Genomic DNA, 15,003 nt, shown 5'->3' on the forward strand with positions numbered 1-15,003 from the left:
CAGCACGATCACGGCTTGTTGCTCGCGACGCATCTGGACGGCCAAAACTATCTTAATTCACAGCTATCCCGACGGGTTTCGTGCGCCATACGCTGTGTACAATGGATCGCGGTCCGGCGTGTGCCACCTGGCGCACATCGTGGTTTGCAATCACCCACTTCCCCAGAGGAGCAAGACGATGCGGTCCCGGAATGTTTTTAGCGCAATGATCGCCGGTGTCGGCCTGGCTGGCCTGATGCTGATGGCGCCCGTGACAGGCGCGGCCGCGCAAGAAGGCAAGGCTGGCGGGACGCTGAAGCTTCTCGCCAACGCCGCTGCCGGCACGATCGATCCGCACATCAACTACACGCTGCAATATTTCCAGATCAACTATGTCCTCTATGATGGGCTGGTAACCTTCCGCAAGACCGGCGACAAGACCGGTTTCGAGGTGGTGGCGGACCTGGCCGAGAGCTTGCCCAAGCCGGAAGACGGCGGCAAGAAATATGTCTTCAAGCTGCGCAAGGGCATCAAGTTCGCCGATGGATCGGACCTGACGACAGCCGATGTCGTGGCATCGTTCCAGCGCATGTTCAAGATCAGCGGCCCGACGACGGGCACGCTCTACAATGGCATAGTCGGCGCCGACATATGCCTCAAGACGCCGGCGACCTGCACGCTCGAGGGCGGCGTCGTCGCCGATGAGGCGGCAAGCACCGTCACCTTCAATCTGGTGGCGCCCGATCCGGACTTCCTGCAGAAGATCTCGATCCCGCACGCTGCGATCCTGCCCGCCGAGGCGCCTCTCAAGGATTCGGGGACAGCGCCCATTCCGGGCACCGGGCCCTACATGATCGCCAGCTACGATCCCAACAGCCTGCTCAAGATGGTGCGCAATCCGCATTTCAAGGAATGGAGCAAGGAGGCGCAGCCTGCCGGCTATCCGGACGAGATAGACTATGGCTTCGGTCTCACCGACGAGGCGGCGGTCACCGCCGTGGAAAACGGCCAGGCTGATTGGATGTTCGATCCGCCGCCGGCGGACCGGTTGGCGGAACTGGGCACGAAATACGCCAAGCAGGTGTCCGTGCATCCTCTGACGGCGATGTGGTATGCGCCGATGAACACCAATCTCGCGCCGTTCAACGACATCCGCGTGCGGCAGGCGGTCAACTACGCCATCGACCGGGCGGCCATCGTCAAGCTGTTCGGCGGCAGCAATCTGGCGCAGCCTTCCTGCCAGATCCTGCCGCCGGATTTCCCGTCCTACGCTCCTTATTGCCCGTTCACGGCCAATCCCGCCGAAAAGTGGTCGGCGCCTGACCTGGAGAAAGCCAAAGCGTTGGTAGCTGCCTCCGGAACAGCCGGACAGGAGGTGACGATCATCACCGAGGACACCGAAGTGTCGAAGTCGATAGGCGTGTACATGCAGGATGTGCTGAACGGGCTGGGCTACAAGACCTCGATCAAGCCGATCTCGCAGAACATCCAGTTCACCTACATCCAGAACACCAACAACAAGGTGCAGATTTCCATCTCGCAGTGGTTCCAGGACTATCCCGCGCCTTCGGACTTCCTGCAGGTGCTGTTCAGCTGCGCCTCGTTCACACCCGGCTCGGACGCTTCGGTCAACATTTCCGGCTTCTGCGACAAGTCGATCGACAAGAAGATGGGCGAGGCTCAGACCGCTACGATCGCCGATCCTGCCAAGGGTGCGCAACTGTGGACCGCCGTCGACAAGGCAGTCACCGATGCCGCGCCCGTGGCCGTGCTGTTCACGCCGAAGCGTGTCGACCTGATCTCGCCGCGGCTGAAGAATTTCGTCTTCAGTCCGCAATTCTACTGGATCATGAGCCAGTCGTGGGTCGAGTGATCAGGGGTTGAGTGAACAGGCCCAATTCGATCCGCGGCGGAACGATGCGCAATCCTCCGCCGCGGTTGCTTTTCCCGCCGATCTGAAATTCATACCCATCATGGACAATTCGATTGGCGGGCAAGTGCTGGTTCGGATCCGCCGGGGCGCCGAGGGGCCATGGCGGACGGCGTGGCGCAAGCTCAGGGCCGACCGGGCTGCCATCATGGCGTTCGGCGTCCTGGTGCTGATCGCTGCCGCTTCGCTGGCAGCCCCTCTCTATGCCCGCTATGTGGCGCAGACCGATCCTTTCGCCACCAACCTCAATGGCGAGATCGTCATAGACGGCCAGACCAGGCAGGTGCTGGAGCCTTCGACCGAAGGCCTTGGCCTGGGGTTCACGCCGCTTGGCCCGACCTGGGATTTCGGGCCCTATATGCTGGGCGCCGACAATCAGGGCCGCGACGTTGCCGCACGCCTGCTTTACGGCGGTCGCAATTCGTTGCTGATCGCCGGCGCCGCCGCGTTGATATGCCTTGGCCTGGCGACATTGCTCGGCGTCGTCTCCGGCTTTTTCGGCGGTCTGGTCGACATCTTGCTATCGCGCATTCTCGATGTGCTGTGGGCGTTTCCCGTCTTCCTGCTGGCGATTTCGCTGTCGATCGTCCTGATCACCCAAAGCATCACCATCGGCCCGATCGAAATCCGCTCCGGCAGTCTCTGGCTGCCGATCTTCATCATCGGCATCGTCTACGTGCCTTACGTCGCCAGGCCCATCCGCGGTCATGTCCTGTCGTTGATGCAGGCCGAGTTCGTCACGGCCGCGATCGGCATTGGCGCGTCGCCGTGGCGTATCCTGCTCTACGATATCCTCCCCAATGTGATCACCCGGGTCATCGTCTTCGTGCCGCTCATCCTGGCGCTGAACATGATGACCGAATCCTCGCTGTCCTTCCTGTCCATCGGCGTGCAGCCGCCCGATGCGAGCTGGGGTACCATCATCCAGGACGGGCAGGGGCTTCTCTATTCACGCCCGATCGTCGCCCTGGCGCCGGGGTTGGCGATCGTCATCACGGTGCTGGCACTGAACATATTGGGCGACGGCGTGCGCGACGCGCTCGACCCGAAGTCGTCGATCAGGGTCGTCTGATGCTGACGGCGCTCATTTCCAGGCTCGGCCAGATGGTGCTGGTGATGTTCGGCATCAGCGTCGTCGCCTTCTTGATCTTTTTCGCCACCCCGGGCGCCGACCCGTCGGCGCGCATCGCCGGGCGCAACGCATCACAGGAAACGCTGGCCCAGGTGCGGCACGATTTCGGCCTCGACCGGCCGCTGCCTGTGCAATACGCGCTGATGATGAAGCGGCTCTTCATCAGCCGCGACCTCACCTCCTTCGTCAATCGCGGCCAGAAGGTCGTTCCGACGGTGCTCGAGGCGATCCCGATCACTCTGTCGCTGGTGCTTGGCGCTGCCGTCTTCTGGGTTCTCGGCGGGCTGATCGTCGGCGTTGTCGCCGGCGCGACGCGCGGTACGTGGCTCGACCGGACGCTGATGATCCTCAGCCTGATCGGCGTGTCGATACCGGTCTTCTGGCTCGGCGAAGTCGCCAATCTGGTCACGCAGAGCCGCTGGCATGACAGCTGGCTGTTCTCATGGGTGCCGCCGCTCGGCTATATCCCTTTCACCGAGGATCCCTGGGGCTGGTTCAAGGCACTTGTCATTCCCTGGTTCACGCTCGCCACGCTCTATATCGGACTTTACGGCCGCGTGCTGCGGGCCTCGATCATCGAGACCATGCAGGAGGATTTCATCCGCACCGCGCGCGCCAAGGGCATCGGCGAGCGGCGGGTGCTGCTGCATCACGGCCTAAGAACCTCGCTCGTCGCCTTCGTCACCATGTTCGGGCTGGATTTTGGCGCCTTGGTCGGCGGCGGCGCCTTGCTGACGGAGGTGGTGTTCGGCCTGCAAGGGGTCGGCAAGCTCACCTACGGCGCCTTGCAGACGCTCGATCTGCCGATGATCCTGGCGACGGTCATCTACGCCTCGTTCTTCGTCGTGATGGCGAATTTCATCGTCGACGTTGCCTTTGTCTTCATCGATCCGAGGGTTAGAGATGCCCATTGACAAGATGCCCCCCGACAGGCCGCTGCTGGTCGTTGAGAATCTGTGCGTCTCGTTCCGCACCGAGGGCGGTGTGGTGCCTGCCGTCAGCGGCGTCTCGTTCTCGCTCGCGCAGCGCGAGATCCTCGGCGTCGTCGGTGAAAGCGGTTCGGGCAAGAGCCAGACCTTGCTCGCCATTCTGGGCTTGATCAGCAGTCCCAACGCCGCCGTCACCGGGTCGGTGCGTTTTCTCGGCCAGGAGTTGCTGGGTCTAAAGCGCCGAGCCCTCGATGCCATTCGCGGCCGGCAGATCGGGATGATCTTCCAGGATCCGATGACGGCGCTGACGCCAGTACATACGATCGGCGACCAGATCATCGAGCAGATCCGCGCGCATGAGCGGGTGTCGCGCGCTGCTGCGCGCAAGCGGGCGGTGGACTTGCTCGACGCGGTTGGATTGCCGAGCCCCGACAACGCGGTCGACCGCTATCCCCACCAGCTGTCCGGCGGCATGCGCCAGCGCGCCGTTATCGCCATGGCGCTGTCGTGCAATCCGGCACTGCTGATCGCCGATGAGCCAACGACGGCGCTCGACGTGACGGTGCAGGCGCAAATCCTGGAGCTGATCGGTCGATTGCGCAACGAGTTCGGATCCGCCGTCATCCTGGTCACCCATGATCTCGGCGTGGTCGCCGAAGTCGCCGACCGCGTGCTGGTGATGTATGCCGGGCGGGTTGTCGAGGAGGGCAGCAAGGGGCAGCTCTTCCGCCAGCCGCTTCACCCCTACGCGTGGGGGCTTTTCGGCTCGATCCCGCCGATGCAAGGTCCGCGTCCCGCGCGGCTGACGGCCATTCCCGGCAGCCCGCCGAAACTGAGCCAGATGCCGCAGGGCTGCGCTTTCGGGCCGCGGTGCACATTCCGCCATGAAGCCTGTGCCGCCCAGCCTGCGCTTGGTGGAGCGGGCGGGCACCGGTCGGCATGCTTTCTTCCGCGGGACGGCCGCCAGGATCTGCGGCCGACGCTGGCTGGCAGAGCCGTGCCGGCATGAGCGAAACCAGGCCGAAACCGCTGGTGCGGACCAGCGATCTGTCGAAACACTATCCAGTCGGGCGCTCGCCCTTTCAACGGCGGATCGTCCATGCGGTGGAGCAGATCTCGCTCGACATCTTCCCGGGCGAGACGCTTGGCATCGTCGGCGAGTCGGGCTGCGGAAAATCGACGCTGGGGCGCTGCCTCGTCCGGCTCACGGAAATCACGTCCGGGTCACTGGAATTCGAAGGCCGCGATATCACCAAAGCCTCGCAACGGCAGCTTCGGCCGATACGCCGCCAGATGCAGATGGTGTTTCAGGATCCCGCCGCTTCGCTCAACCCGCGCCGCCGCGTCGGCGACCTGCTGGCGGACCCGTTCCGCGTGCATGAAAGACTGGCGCGATCGGAAATGGCGGATCGCGTCGAGGAATTGCTGGTCCGCGTCGAACTGCTTCCCGAGCATGCCCAGCGCTTTCCGCATGAATTCTCCGGCGGACAGCGCCAGCGGATAGGCATCGCCCGCGCGCTGGCGCTGCGGCCGCGCCTGATCGTTGCCGACGAACCGGTGTCGGCTCTGGACGTGTCGATCCAGGCGCAGATCATCAACCTGCTTTGCGACCTGCGCGACGAGTTCAACCTGACCTATGTGTTCATCGCCCACGATCTCTCGGTGGTCAGGCAGTTCTCGTCGCGGGTGGCGGTGATGTATATGGGTTCGATCGTCGAAACGGGGCCTGTCGACGCTGTCTTTTCAGCGCCACGGCATCACTACACGATAGCGCTTCGCTCGGCAGTGCCGGTACCCGACGTCGACAACCGGCCAGGCCAGCGGATCATGCTCAAGGGCGATCTGCCGAGCCCGCTCGACCCGCCGTCGGGCTGCCGTTTCCACACGCGTTGCGTGGCGGCGACTTCGGTCTGCCGCCACGAGCGTCCGGTACTTTCGCTCGTCGACAAGAACCACTTCGTCGCCTGCCACCATCCGAGGGCGGGCTAGGCTCTCGTCAGAAGCGGTAGCGCAGGCCGGCGAACAGTGAGCGGCCCTCGTCGCGGTAGCAATAGCCCGCCGAGCAGATGGTCTTCTGGCTGTCGAACAGGTTCTTGGCGTTGACCTGCAGCTTGACGCCTTCCAACTTCGGATTGCGATAGCCGAAATCATAGGAGAGCGAGGCGTCGACGAAGGCGCGTGCGCTGTTCTTAAATGTGTTGGTGTCGTCGCCATAGCTCGAGCCGGCGACGCGCACTCCAGTGCCGAGCCCCAACCCCTCCAGCGTGCCGTTCTCGAACTGGTAGTGGCCCCACAGCGACAGGATGTGGTTCGGCGTCGCTGATAGCTCCTTGCCATCGGTTCCTTCGGCGCCACGCTCGATCCTGACGCGCAGATAGGTATAGGAAGCGATGAAGCTGAAGCCGTTGTCGAGCGAGGCATTGGCTTCCAGTTCGACACCGCGCGAATTCAGGTCGAGCTGGCGCTGCTTGTTGATGCCTGTCGAGGCGTCGAAGACGACGCCGTCCTTCTGGTCGATGTCGAACAGCGCGGCGCTGACGGTCGCATTGTAATTCGGGATCTCGTATTTGACGCCGATCTCCTTCTGCGTCGCGATGGTCGGCCGGGCGACACGGCCGACAGGGCTGGTGACGTCGTCATACACGAAGCCGATATTGGGCGAGAACGAGGTCGAATAGTTGACGTAGGGCGTGATGCCCCATTCGGTCTGGTAGGACAGGCCGAGACGGCCGGAAAAGGCGCTGTCCTTCTGCTTCGACGTGCTGTAGTCGGCGGCGGTGGAGGTTGTGTCGACCCAGTCGTAGCGGCCGCTGGTGAACAGGATGAAATCGTTCCACTCCATCTGGTCGTGCAGATAGACGCCGAGCTGGTTCATCTCCTGTCCGCCGGAGTGGGGAACCGGCATCGCCTTGATGTCGTCGACCGAGACATAGGACAGACCGCTGCCGGCGTCGTAGTCCGACCAGGCATAGTCGATGCCGCCGACGGCGGTGTGCCTGACCGCGCCGGTGTCGAACTCGAACTGCGCCATATTGTCGACGACGAAGTTCTTCATGGTCTCGGTGTAGTGGCCCCAGTAGCGCTTCAAGTCGGCACCGTCCGGATAGTGACCGCTGTACTCGATGTCGGTGTCGACGGCGTTGTAGCGCAGGTTCTGGCGCACCGTCAGCACATCGTTGAAACGATGCTCGAACTCGTAGCCGATGCGGCCCTGGCTCTGGGTGAAATCGTTCCAGGCCGGATCGCCCTCATAGACATTGGACAGCACGCCATAGCCTGAATTGTAGAAGGCGGCCGTGCCACCGGTGACCGATTTCGAATATTCGCCAAGAATGGTGAGCTTGGTGTCCTCGTCCGGTTTGAAGGTGACAGCCGGCGCCAGATAGACTTTGTCGTCGGGATAGCTAGGCAATTCGGTATCGCTTTTGCGGCCGAGGCTGGTGAAGCGATAGAGGACGGTGCCGTCCTCGTTCACGGGTCCGGATGCGTCAAGGCCCGCCTGAAACCGGTTGTGCTCGCCTGCGAGCAGTTCGATCTCGCGGAACGGCTCATCCTTGGGGCGCTTGGTGACGACATTGACGATGCCGCCCGGGCCGCTGACACCATAGAGCGACGATGCCGGGCCTTTCAGGATTGTCACGCCCTCGATCCCGTAGGGCTCGGTCCTGAACCAGGCCGAAGGCCCATTGTACTGGCGCAGCCCGTCGCGGAACATGCCGTTGTAGAAGGCCTGGAAGCCGCGCAGGAAGAACGCATCGTAGCGGGTGTCGAAGCCGAAACTGTTGGGGTTGGCGCTGGCAGTGTAGCCGAGCGTTTCGTTCAGCGTACGCGGCTTCTGGTCCTCGATCTGCGCCTGCGTCACCACTGAAACGGCCTGCGGAATCCTGGCCAGCGGCGTGTCGGTCTTGGTGCCGATGCGATCCTTCTTGGCGACATAGCCATCCTGCTTCAGGATTTCGTTGCTCTGCGCGGTGACCTCGATGTTGCCGAGCATGGTGGACGTTTCGCTGTCCTGCGCATGTGCAGCGCCGGACTGGCCGAGCATCGCCGCGCCGCCCAACAATGAGATCCACAGGCGCCATGTCGTCAGCCTTGTTCGCATCAACTCGTCTCCACCGTCTCATGCTTGATTGCGTCCCCGCGTTCTCAAATATGAGTATGGGAGTCAAGTATTTTTTCCCGCAGCGGCCCAAGCTGACATGGGCTGTTGCAGAGCGGCACTGCTGACGGATTCGACCGATTTGGTTTTGAGCTTCTGGGGCGGCGGCTTTGCCGTCTGTCCTGGTCAGCCGGTCTTGGCGTCGGCCAGCCCGAAGCCGCCGACAGGATGGGTTTCGACCTGGAATTCAAAGCCGGCGATGAACGGCCGGGCCTTGGCGATCGTCGCCTGGACTTCCGGAAGCTGCAGCGATGCCTTGTGACTTTCGGCGTCGATCCACACTTCGGTGACCCAGATAGCATCGGCATCCGCGGGGTCGCGGGCGATGATGTAGTTGAGGCAACCCGGCAGGGCGCCGGTGCTGGCGCGCAGGAGGTCGATGACCGCGTCACGCTGGCCGCGCGCCGCCCGCATCTTGCCGATCAGTCCGTACATTCCGTTGTCTCCGTTTGAGGTTGTCGACAAGAACATGCAGATAGCCAGTATGCCGATAGCCGCTCAAGGCATCAACTGGCCGCCATTCACCTCGATCACCTGGCCGGTGATGTAGCCGCTCAAAAGATCGGAAGAGAGGAACAGATAGGCGCCGACGCAATCCTCAGCCGTGCCGGCACGCCCCTGCGGAATGGTGGCGATCATGCCTTTCATCTGGTCGTCGGTCGAATAGCGCTCGTGGAACGGCGTCAGAATGGTGCCGGACGCCACCGCGTTGACGCGGATGCCGAAGCCGATCAGCTCCTTGGCCATGCCGCGCGTCACATTGGAGACGAATGCCTTGGCCGAGCCGTAAAGTCCGGCGCCGCCGCCCGCTCCATTGCGCGCGGCGATCGACGAGGTGTTGACGATGAAGCCGCCCTGTTTCTTCAGCCACGGGATCGCCCTGCGCGAGGCGGTCAATACCGAACGCGCATTGAGGTCCATCACCGCGTCGTAATGCGCTTCGGTCTGCTCTGCGTAGGGCACGCGGCCAAGCATGCCGCCGGCATTGTTGACCAGCCCGTCGAGGCGGCCGAAATACTGCGCGCTCTCCTCGACGACGTGTTCGACATCGGCGGCAACGGAAAAATCGCCCTGGACGAGAAACACCTCGCCGCCCTTGTCGGCGATCGTCAACCCGAGCCTTTCGGCGGCGTCGCGGCTCGAATTGTAGTGCAGCGCCACCTTGCATTTCTGCGCTGCATAAGCCAGCGCCAGCGCAGCGCCGATACCGGTCGACGCACCGGTGACCAGCACCGCCTTGCCGGCGAGATCGGGTATGCTGAGTGTGGTGGCTGGCACGGTTCTTCCTCCGGGATGTCTGCCTGCCCTTCGTAGGCCCTTGCCACCCCGGTGTTCAAGCCTCACGGGCGCAGATAGGCGTAACCCTGGCCTTGCAGTTCGGCGAGTTTGACGACGCCGCCCTTGTCGGCGGCATGGAACCCGGCGAGCAGGTCGGCGAGCGAAATATCCATGCCCTGCATGGTGTTGGCGCAGGCATGCGGTTCCAGCCCCTGCTGCACCAGGCCGGCGAAGCGCCCGGAAATCGCGGCCGATATGCCTTTCGACTTGAAGACCGCCAAGGCAGGGCCATGCACGACCAGCACGATGTCGACATTGCCGCCGGTGCCATCATAGTGGTTCTTGATGTTGCCGAGCACGAAGTTGACCTTGTCGACGTCGCTCAAGTGATAGGCGACCTTTTGCCGGGCCGGCTCCGTTACCGCTGCGGCCTGCACCGCCCGCAGACCAAGAACCGTTCCGGTTCCGGCAAGAATCGCGCGGAACATATCGCGCCGGCGCATGGCATCCTCCCCCGCTTGGCGGCTCACCGCGAATTGCGTGACTCCAGCCGCAATACTAGCATAAATTGACATTGCGTCCTGTCGATGCGGGGGAGAGATTACATGGCGGTCAGGGCAGGGGAATGGAAGACAGTCGCCGGCGCCGGGTTTGGCGCGGCGCTGCTTGGCGTGCTTGCAGGATCGGCCTCCGCGGACGATGCGCTCAAGCTCACCGAACTCAGTCCCAACCACGCTGATGCCTGTTTCGGCCGCGTCTATGATGCGGCGCATCTGAAGGCGCACCCGAAGCAGAAGGTGGCGCGGATCTTCTTCTACTACGGCCATGATCCGGTCAGCCGGCCGAATGAAGAGCCGACCGTGAATTCCGACACTTCCTACAATGCCTTCATCGCCACCTCCGTGCGCGGCGCCAAGGCGCCGGAATGGGCCGGCGGCTGGTGCAATCATGCGTCGGAGGACGGCAAGGCAGGCGCCATCCATTGCGGTATGGAGTGCGACCGGACGCTTGCATCGCTGAAGGTCGACGACAAGGGCCGGCTGCTCCTCTCGGATCTGCAGCCCGACATCTATCTCGATGCCGATTCGGAAGAGGAGTTGGGCGCAGCGGAATATGACAGGCAGGCGCTGGGTTCGGAGGACGACAATTTCCGCCTCGACCCAATGCCGGCCGCGACCTGCAAGGCGGAGTTCGCGCGCATCGATCCAGTCGACCCCGCGCTTGGGCTGCCTCTGCGCGAGCGGCTGAAGCCGGACCAGGCGTTCTGCTATGGGCGCGACTACGATGCAGCGCATCTCGGCTCGCATCCCGATCAACTGACGCAGTCGATCCGGGTTTTCCGCGGGCCGGTCGAACTGGCGTCGTTTGCTTCAGGGAGCGATGCAGCCAACTGGCCTGATGGCGCCGACATTGCCGTCTCGGTTACCACGCGGCAAAAATCGGCTGAGGTGACGCAGACCTATTCCTGTCAGGGCGAGGCCGACCAATGGCGCTGCGCGGCGAGCTCGAAGATGAGCAATTTCTCCTGCGATATCGCGCAGAAGGAGATTTTTCTCAAGCGAGGCGCCGACGGCACGATGATGCTGGCCAACCCCAACAGCGCACTCGCGATCGTCGACCTGTGTTCGAAGGCCGCCGACGGCAAGACCAAATCCGACGACAAGGTCTATCGGCTGCAGCCAATGCCGCAATCGGCCTGCGCGCCTTGAGTTCGCACTTGTCTACGTCGTCATGAAGGGATATATCTTTGCTATATCTCATTTGAGGATAGCATGATGGACAAGGCAAAAGTGTTCTGGTCGGGCCGGTCACAAGCTGTGCGTCTGCCCAAGGAGTTCCGTTTCGAAACAGATGAGGTTTCGATTCGCCGTCACGGGCAAACCGTCATCCTGGAACCGCTTGCGCAGGATTGGGCGTGGCTCGACCAAGTGATTGGACCGCTTGATAATGATTTCGCCGAGGCAGCGCTGGAACGTCAGGACGGCCAGGATCGACCCGCCCTGGATGACGTCTTCAAGTGATCTACCTGCTCGACACCAATGCCATTATCGCGGTCATCAAGGGCGATGAGGGTCTGCTGACATTACTCAAACAGCACACGCCGCAGGACTTTGCCCTCTCGGCGATAGTGGTGCACGAATTGTACTATGGTGCTGAAAAGAGCCAGCGAAGGCCCGAAAATTTGGCACGCATAGAAGCTCTGCAGTTCCCCGTCCTCGAATTTGACCGGGAAGACGCGAAACATGCCGGCGAGATTCGGGCAACGCTTGCGACGTTGGGAACTCCGATCGGTCCCTACGATGCGTTGATCGGCGGGCAGGCGCGCGCTCGAAACCTCACACTGATGACCCGCAATGTCCGGGAATTCGAGCGTATCAAAGATCTCTCAATCGAGACCTGGTGAACCGCCTCAGGCAAACGGCACCGCCGTCGTGCCCTTGGGCAGCTTGGCCTCGTCGTCGGGCTCGACGTGGATGGTGACCCGCACGGAGGGGATTTCGGCCTTCAGGGCGTCCTCGATGCGGTCGCAGATGACATGGCTGGCGCCGACCGACATGTCGGCATCGACGACCAGATGGAATTCGATGAAGGTGGCGCGGCCGGCGATGCGGGTCTTGAGGTCGTGGACCTCGATCGCGCCCTTGCAATTGGCCGAGATGACGTCGCGGATGCGCATGTGCTCCTGCGTGTCGACGGCGCGGTCCATCAGGCCGTTCATCGACGAGCCGATGACGTGCCAGCCCTGCCACAGGATGTTCAGCGCCACGAGGACGGCAAGTGCTGGATCGAGGATCTGCCAGCCGGTCAGGACCGCACCGACCAGGCCGCCGAAGACACCGATCGAGGTGACCACGTCGGTCATGATATGATTGCCGTCGGCGACCAGCGCCGGTGACTTCTCCGACCTGCCGGCGCGGATCAGCGTCCACGCCCAGAAGGCATTCATAACGGTAGCGACGCCGTTGACGGAAAGACCTTCCCAGGGCTGTTCGAGCGGTGCCGGGGTCTGCCAGGAGCGCCAGACCTCGTTGAGGATCAAAAGCGCGGCGAGAACGATCAGCACGCCTTCCAGCACCGCCGAGAAATACTCCGCCTTATGGTGGCCGAAGGGATGGTCCTGGTCGGCCGGCCTGTAGCTGACCTGGATCGCCCAGAAAGCGGCGATCGACGCAATGACGTTGACGATCGATTCCAGCGCGTCCGAATAGAGCGCGACCGAGCCGGTGACGTACCAGGCGACGAGCTTCAAGCCGAGCACGATTGCCGCAATGATGATCGACCAGAAGGCAAGGTTGGCGACCTTGCGCTTCGCGGCCGCCTTGGCCGCGATCGCCATTGTGTCCTCGGTTTCGGCCATGATTGTCAGGCGGCCTTTTCCTTGGCCTTGCGCGGCAGGTGGGCGACTATGTTCTCGATGATGCGCATCCCGGCATTGTGGCCGAGCGTCATGATCGATTCCGGGTGGAACTGCACCGCCGCGATCGGTTCCTTGCGGTGTTCGAAGGCCATGATGACGCCATCTTCGGTTTCCGCCGTGACGATGAAATCGTCGGGCAGCCGCACCGGGTCGGCAAAGATCGAGTGATAGCGGCCGACGGTGACTTCCTTGGGCAGGCCGGAGAAGATGATGCCGGGCTTGGAGACGCGGATGCGCGACGGCTTGCCGTGCATCGGTATGTGCAACTGCCTGAGTTCGCCGCCATAGGCCTCGGCCAGGGCTTGCAGGCCAAGGCAGACGCCGAAGATCGGCAGGTCGCGGGTGCGCGCTCGTCTGATGGTTGCGGCGCAATCGAAGTCCTTCGGCGTGCCCGGTCCTGGCGACAGCACGACAAGGTCGGGCTTCAGCCGGTCGAACACTTCCTCCGGCACCGGCGTGCGCACGGTCGAGACATTGGCTCCGGTCTGGCGGAAATAATTGGCCAGCGTGTGGACGAACGAGTCCTCGTGGTCGACAAGCAGGATGTTGACGCCGTCGCCAACGCGCGCGGTGGTGCGCTCGGTGCTGGCGGAATTGCCTGTCTTGGCGTCGCGAATGGCGGAGAGCATGGCGGATGCCTTCAGTTCGGTTTCGGCCTCTTCTTCCTCGGGAACGCTGTCGAAGAGTAATGTGGCGCCGGCACGCACTTCGGCAATGCCGTCCTTGATGCGGATGGTGCGAAGCGTGAGGCCGGTGTTCATGTCGCCGTTGAAATTGACCATGCCGATCGCCCCGCCATACCAGGCGCGCGGGCTCTTTTCGTTCTGTTCGATGAAGCGCATGGCCCACAGTTTCGGCGCGCCGGTGACGGTGACCGCCCAGGCATGCGACAGAAACGCGTCGAAGGCATCCATGCCTTCGCGCAGCCGGCCTTCGATGTGATCGACGGTGTGGATCAGGCGCGAATACATCTCGATCTGGCGGCGGCCGATAACGCGCACCGAACCCGGCTCGCAGACCCGCGACTTGTCGTTGCGGTCGACGTCCGAGCACATGGTCAGTTCGGATTCGTCCTTCTTGGAGTTCAGCAGTTTCAGGATCTGCTCGGAATCGGAGATGGCATCGTCACCGCGCTTGATGGTGCCCGAGATCGGGCAGGTCTCGACACGGCGGCCGTTGACGCGCACGAACATTTCGGGCGAGGCGCCGATCAGATATTCGCCTTCGCCCAGATTGATGAAGAAGGAATAGGGCGAGGGGTTGATCGACTTCAGCTTGCGCGAAATCTCGGATGGCTGCGTCTCGCAGCGCTCGTAGAACATCTGTCCGGGGACGACCTCGAAAAGGTCGCCGCGCTTGAAACTGTCCATCGCCTTGCGCACCAGATTGGCGTATTCGCCGGGCTCATGGTCGCCGCGCGGCGGAATGCGGTCGGGGCTCTTGAACGGCTCGGCGATTTCGTCGCGCGGCAATCCTTCCGTCGAAAACCCGTCGCCAGCATAGTCGTAGCGGTCGGTCCAGGCCTTAGCCGAATAATGGTCGACGACCAGGATCTCATCGGGCAGGAACAGTACCAGGGCGCGTTGATTTTGCTTGCGCTCGAGCTTGTAGTCGACCGGGTCGAACTGGAAGGCGAGGTCGTAGCCGAAGGCACCGTAGAGACCGAGATTGGCGTCTTCCTCGGTCTTGAACAAGGCAGTGATGGCGCGCAGGACGGTGAAGACCGAAGGAACGCGGCTGCGCTCCTCCTCGGTGAAGACGCGACCGGGCTTGGCGACGTCGAGGCGGATGAGCTTTTTCGATATCTCGGCGATGGTGACGTCGGCGAGCCCACCCAGCGCGTTGCCGATGACCGGTAACAGCGCTTCGCCACGGCGGTTCAGCGCCTCAATGCGCATGGCGCGGCCGCGTGCCGAGATGACCAGCGGCGGATCGATGATGGCGGTGTCCCAGCGCGTGTAGCGACCGGGATATTCGTAGTTCGAGGAAAACACGGCGCCGCGGCGCGAATTCAGGCCGTCGACGTAAGCGTCGATCGCGCCCGCATAGGGCTGGTCGTGGCGCTCGCGGGTGATGGTCACGCCACCCGCGGTCACGAAACTTTCCGCCCCGTTATCCAGAACCTTCATCGTCATTGCCGTCTCCATCAGCTTATTTGGGGCAACGGACCCGGGAATG

Annotated in this window: 14 protein-coding genes; 8 read left to right on the forward strand and 6 right to left on the reverse strand. The window is 62.8% G+C overall.

All coding sequences use genetic code 11. The features are described from left to right. Positions 1 to 178: 178 nt before the first annotated feature. The 5 genes from NKJ01_RS20200 to NKJ01_RS20220 all read left to right on the forward strand — a co-directional run bounded on the left by NKJ01_RS20200 (position 179) and on the right by NKJ01_RS20220 (position 5,959). A complete protein-coding gene (locus NKJ01_RS20200) occupies positions 179 to 1,852 on the forward strand; it encodes an ABC transporter substrate-binding protein (protein WP_352730404.1) in 1,674 nt (557 codons plus the stop codon). A gap of 100 nt (positions 1,853 to 1,952) precedes the next feature. Next, on the forward strand, positions 1,953 to 2,981 hold the full coding sequence (locus NKJ01_RS20205; RefSeq protein WP_352730406.1) for an ABC transporter permease: 1,029 nt from the start codon (positions 1,953 to 1,955) through the stop codon (positions 2,979 to 2,981). Continuing rightward, positions 2,981 to 3,955, forward strand: coding sequence for an ABC transporter permease (locus tag NKJ01_RS20210; protein ID WP_352730408.1), 975 nt, complete (start codon positions 2,981 to 2,983; stop codon positions 3,953 to 3,955). The genes NKJ01_RS20205 and NKJ01_RS20210 overlap by 1 nt, the downstream gene beginning before the upstream one ends. 4 nt (positions 3,956 to 3,959) lie before the next feature. After that, entirely contained in the window at positions 3,960 to 4,979 is a 1,020-nt protein-coding gene (locus tag NKJ01_RS20215; protein WP_352730500.1) for an ABC transporter ATP-binding protein, read from the forward strand. Continuing rightward, positions 4,976 to 5,959, forward strand: coding sequence for an ABC transporter ATP-binding protein (locus NKJ01_RS20220; RefSeq protein WP_352730410.1), 984 nt, complete (start codon positions 4,976 to 4,978; stop codon positions 5,957 to 5,959). The genes NKJ01_RS20215 and NKJ01_RS20220 overlap by 4 nt, the downstream gene beginning before the upstream one ends. A 7-nt stretch (positions 5,960 to 5,966) precedes the next feature. On the opposite strand, the gene NKJ01_RS20225 is transcribed toward NKJ01_RS20220, so the two are convergent. From NKJ01_RS20225 to NKJ01_RS20240, 4 genes are all read right to left on the reverse strand, one after another. Then, positions 5,967 to 8,072, reverse strand: a complete 2,106-nt coding sequence (locus tag NKJ01_RS20225) for a TonB-dependent siderophore receptor (RefSeq protein ID WP_352730412.1) — start codon at positions 8,070 to 8,072, stop codon at positions 5,967 to 5,969. Between the two features lie 183 nt (positions 8,073 to 8,255). Then, the gene (locus NKJ01_RS20230) at positions 8,256 to 8,564 is read right to left on the reverse strand and encodes a putative quinol monooxygenase (protein ID WP_023760663.1); all 309 of its coding nucleotides are present in this window, start codon (positions 8,562 to 8,564) and stop codon (positions 8,256 to 8,258) included. Between the two features lie 63 nt (positions 8,565 to 8,627). Further along, positions 8,628 to 9,407, reverse strand: coding sequence for an SDR family NAD(P)-dependent oxidoreductase (locus NKJ01_RS20235; RefSeq protein ID WP_352730414.1), 780 nt, complete (start codon positions 9,405 to 9,407; stop codon positions 8,628 to 8,630). Positions 9,408 to 9,469: 62 nt separating this feature from the next. After that, positions 9,470 to 9,910, reverse strand: coding sequence for a DsrE family protein (locus NKJ01_RS20240; RefSeq protein WP_352730416.1), 441 nt, complete (start codon positions 9,908 to 9,910; stop codon positions 9,470 to 9,472). Positions 9,911 to 10,012: 102 nt separating this feature from the next. On the opposite strand from NKJ01_RS20240, the gene NKJ01_RS20245 reads away from it, so the two are divergent. The 3 genes from NKJ01_RS20245 to NKJ01_RS20255 all read left to right on the forward strand — a co-directional run bounded on the left by NKJ01_RS20245 (position 10,013) and on the right by NKJ01_RS20255 (position 11,811). Then, a complete protein-coding gene (locus NKJ01_RS20245; protein ID WP_352730418.1) occupies positions 10,013 to 11,116 on the forward strand; it encodes a hypothetical protein in 1,104 nt (367 codons plus the stop codon). Between the two features lie 66 nt (positions 11,117 to 11,182). Further along, on the forward strand, positions 11,183 to 11,428 hold the full coding sequence (locus NKJ01_RS20250) for an antitoxin (RefSeq protein WP_023760667.1): 246 nt from the start codon (positions 11,183 to 11,185) through the stop codon (positions 11,426 to 11,428). Then, positions 11,425 to 11,811, forward strand: coding sequence for a type II toxin-antitoxin system VapC family toxin (locus NKJ01_RS20255; RefSeq protein ID WP_352730420.1), 387 nt, complete (start codon positions 11,425 to 11,427; stop codon positions 11,809 to 11,811). Before NKJ01_RS20250 ends, NKJ01_RS20255 begins: the two co-directional genes overlap by 4 nt. A gap of 6 nt (positions 11,812 to 11,817) precedes the next feature. Here NKJ01_RS20255 and NKJ01_RS20260 read toward each other — a convergent pair whose 3' ends face one another. Both NKJ01_RS20260 and NKJ01_RS20265 read right to left on the reverse strand, forming a co-directional pair. Continuing rightward, the gene (locus tag NKJ01_RS20260) at positions 11,818 to 12,765 is read right to left on the reverse strand and encodes a cation diffusion facilitator family transporter (protein WP_352730422.1); all 948 of its coding nucleotides are present in this window, start codon (positions 12,763 to 12,765) and stop codon (positions 11,818 to 11,820) included. A 5-nt stretch (positions 12,766 to 12,770) separates the two neighbouring features. Continuing rightward, positions 12,771 to 14,960: an anthranilate synthase gene (locus tag NKJ01_RS20265; RefSeq protein WP_352730424.1), complete on the reverse strand. Its 2,190-nt coding sequence runs from the start codon at positions 14,958 to 14,960 to the stop codon at positions 12,771 to 12,773. Between the last annotated feature and the right edge of the window lie 43 nt (positions 14,961 to 15,003).

The sequence above is a fragment of the Mesorhizobium sp. M0276 genome (assembly GCF_040321755.1).
Taxonomy (GTDB): Bacteria; Pseudomonadota; Alphaproteobacteria; order Rhizobiales; family Rhizobiaceae; genus Mesorhizobium.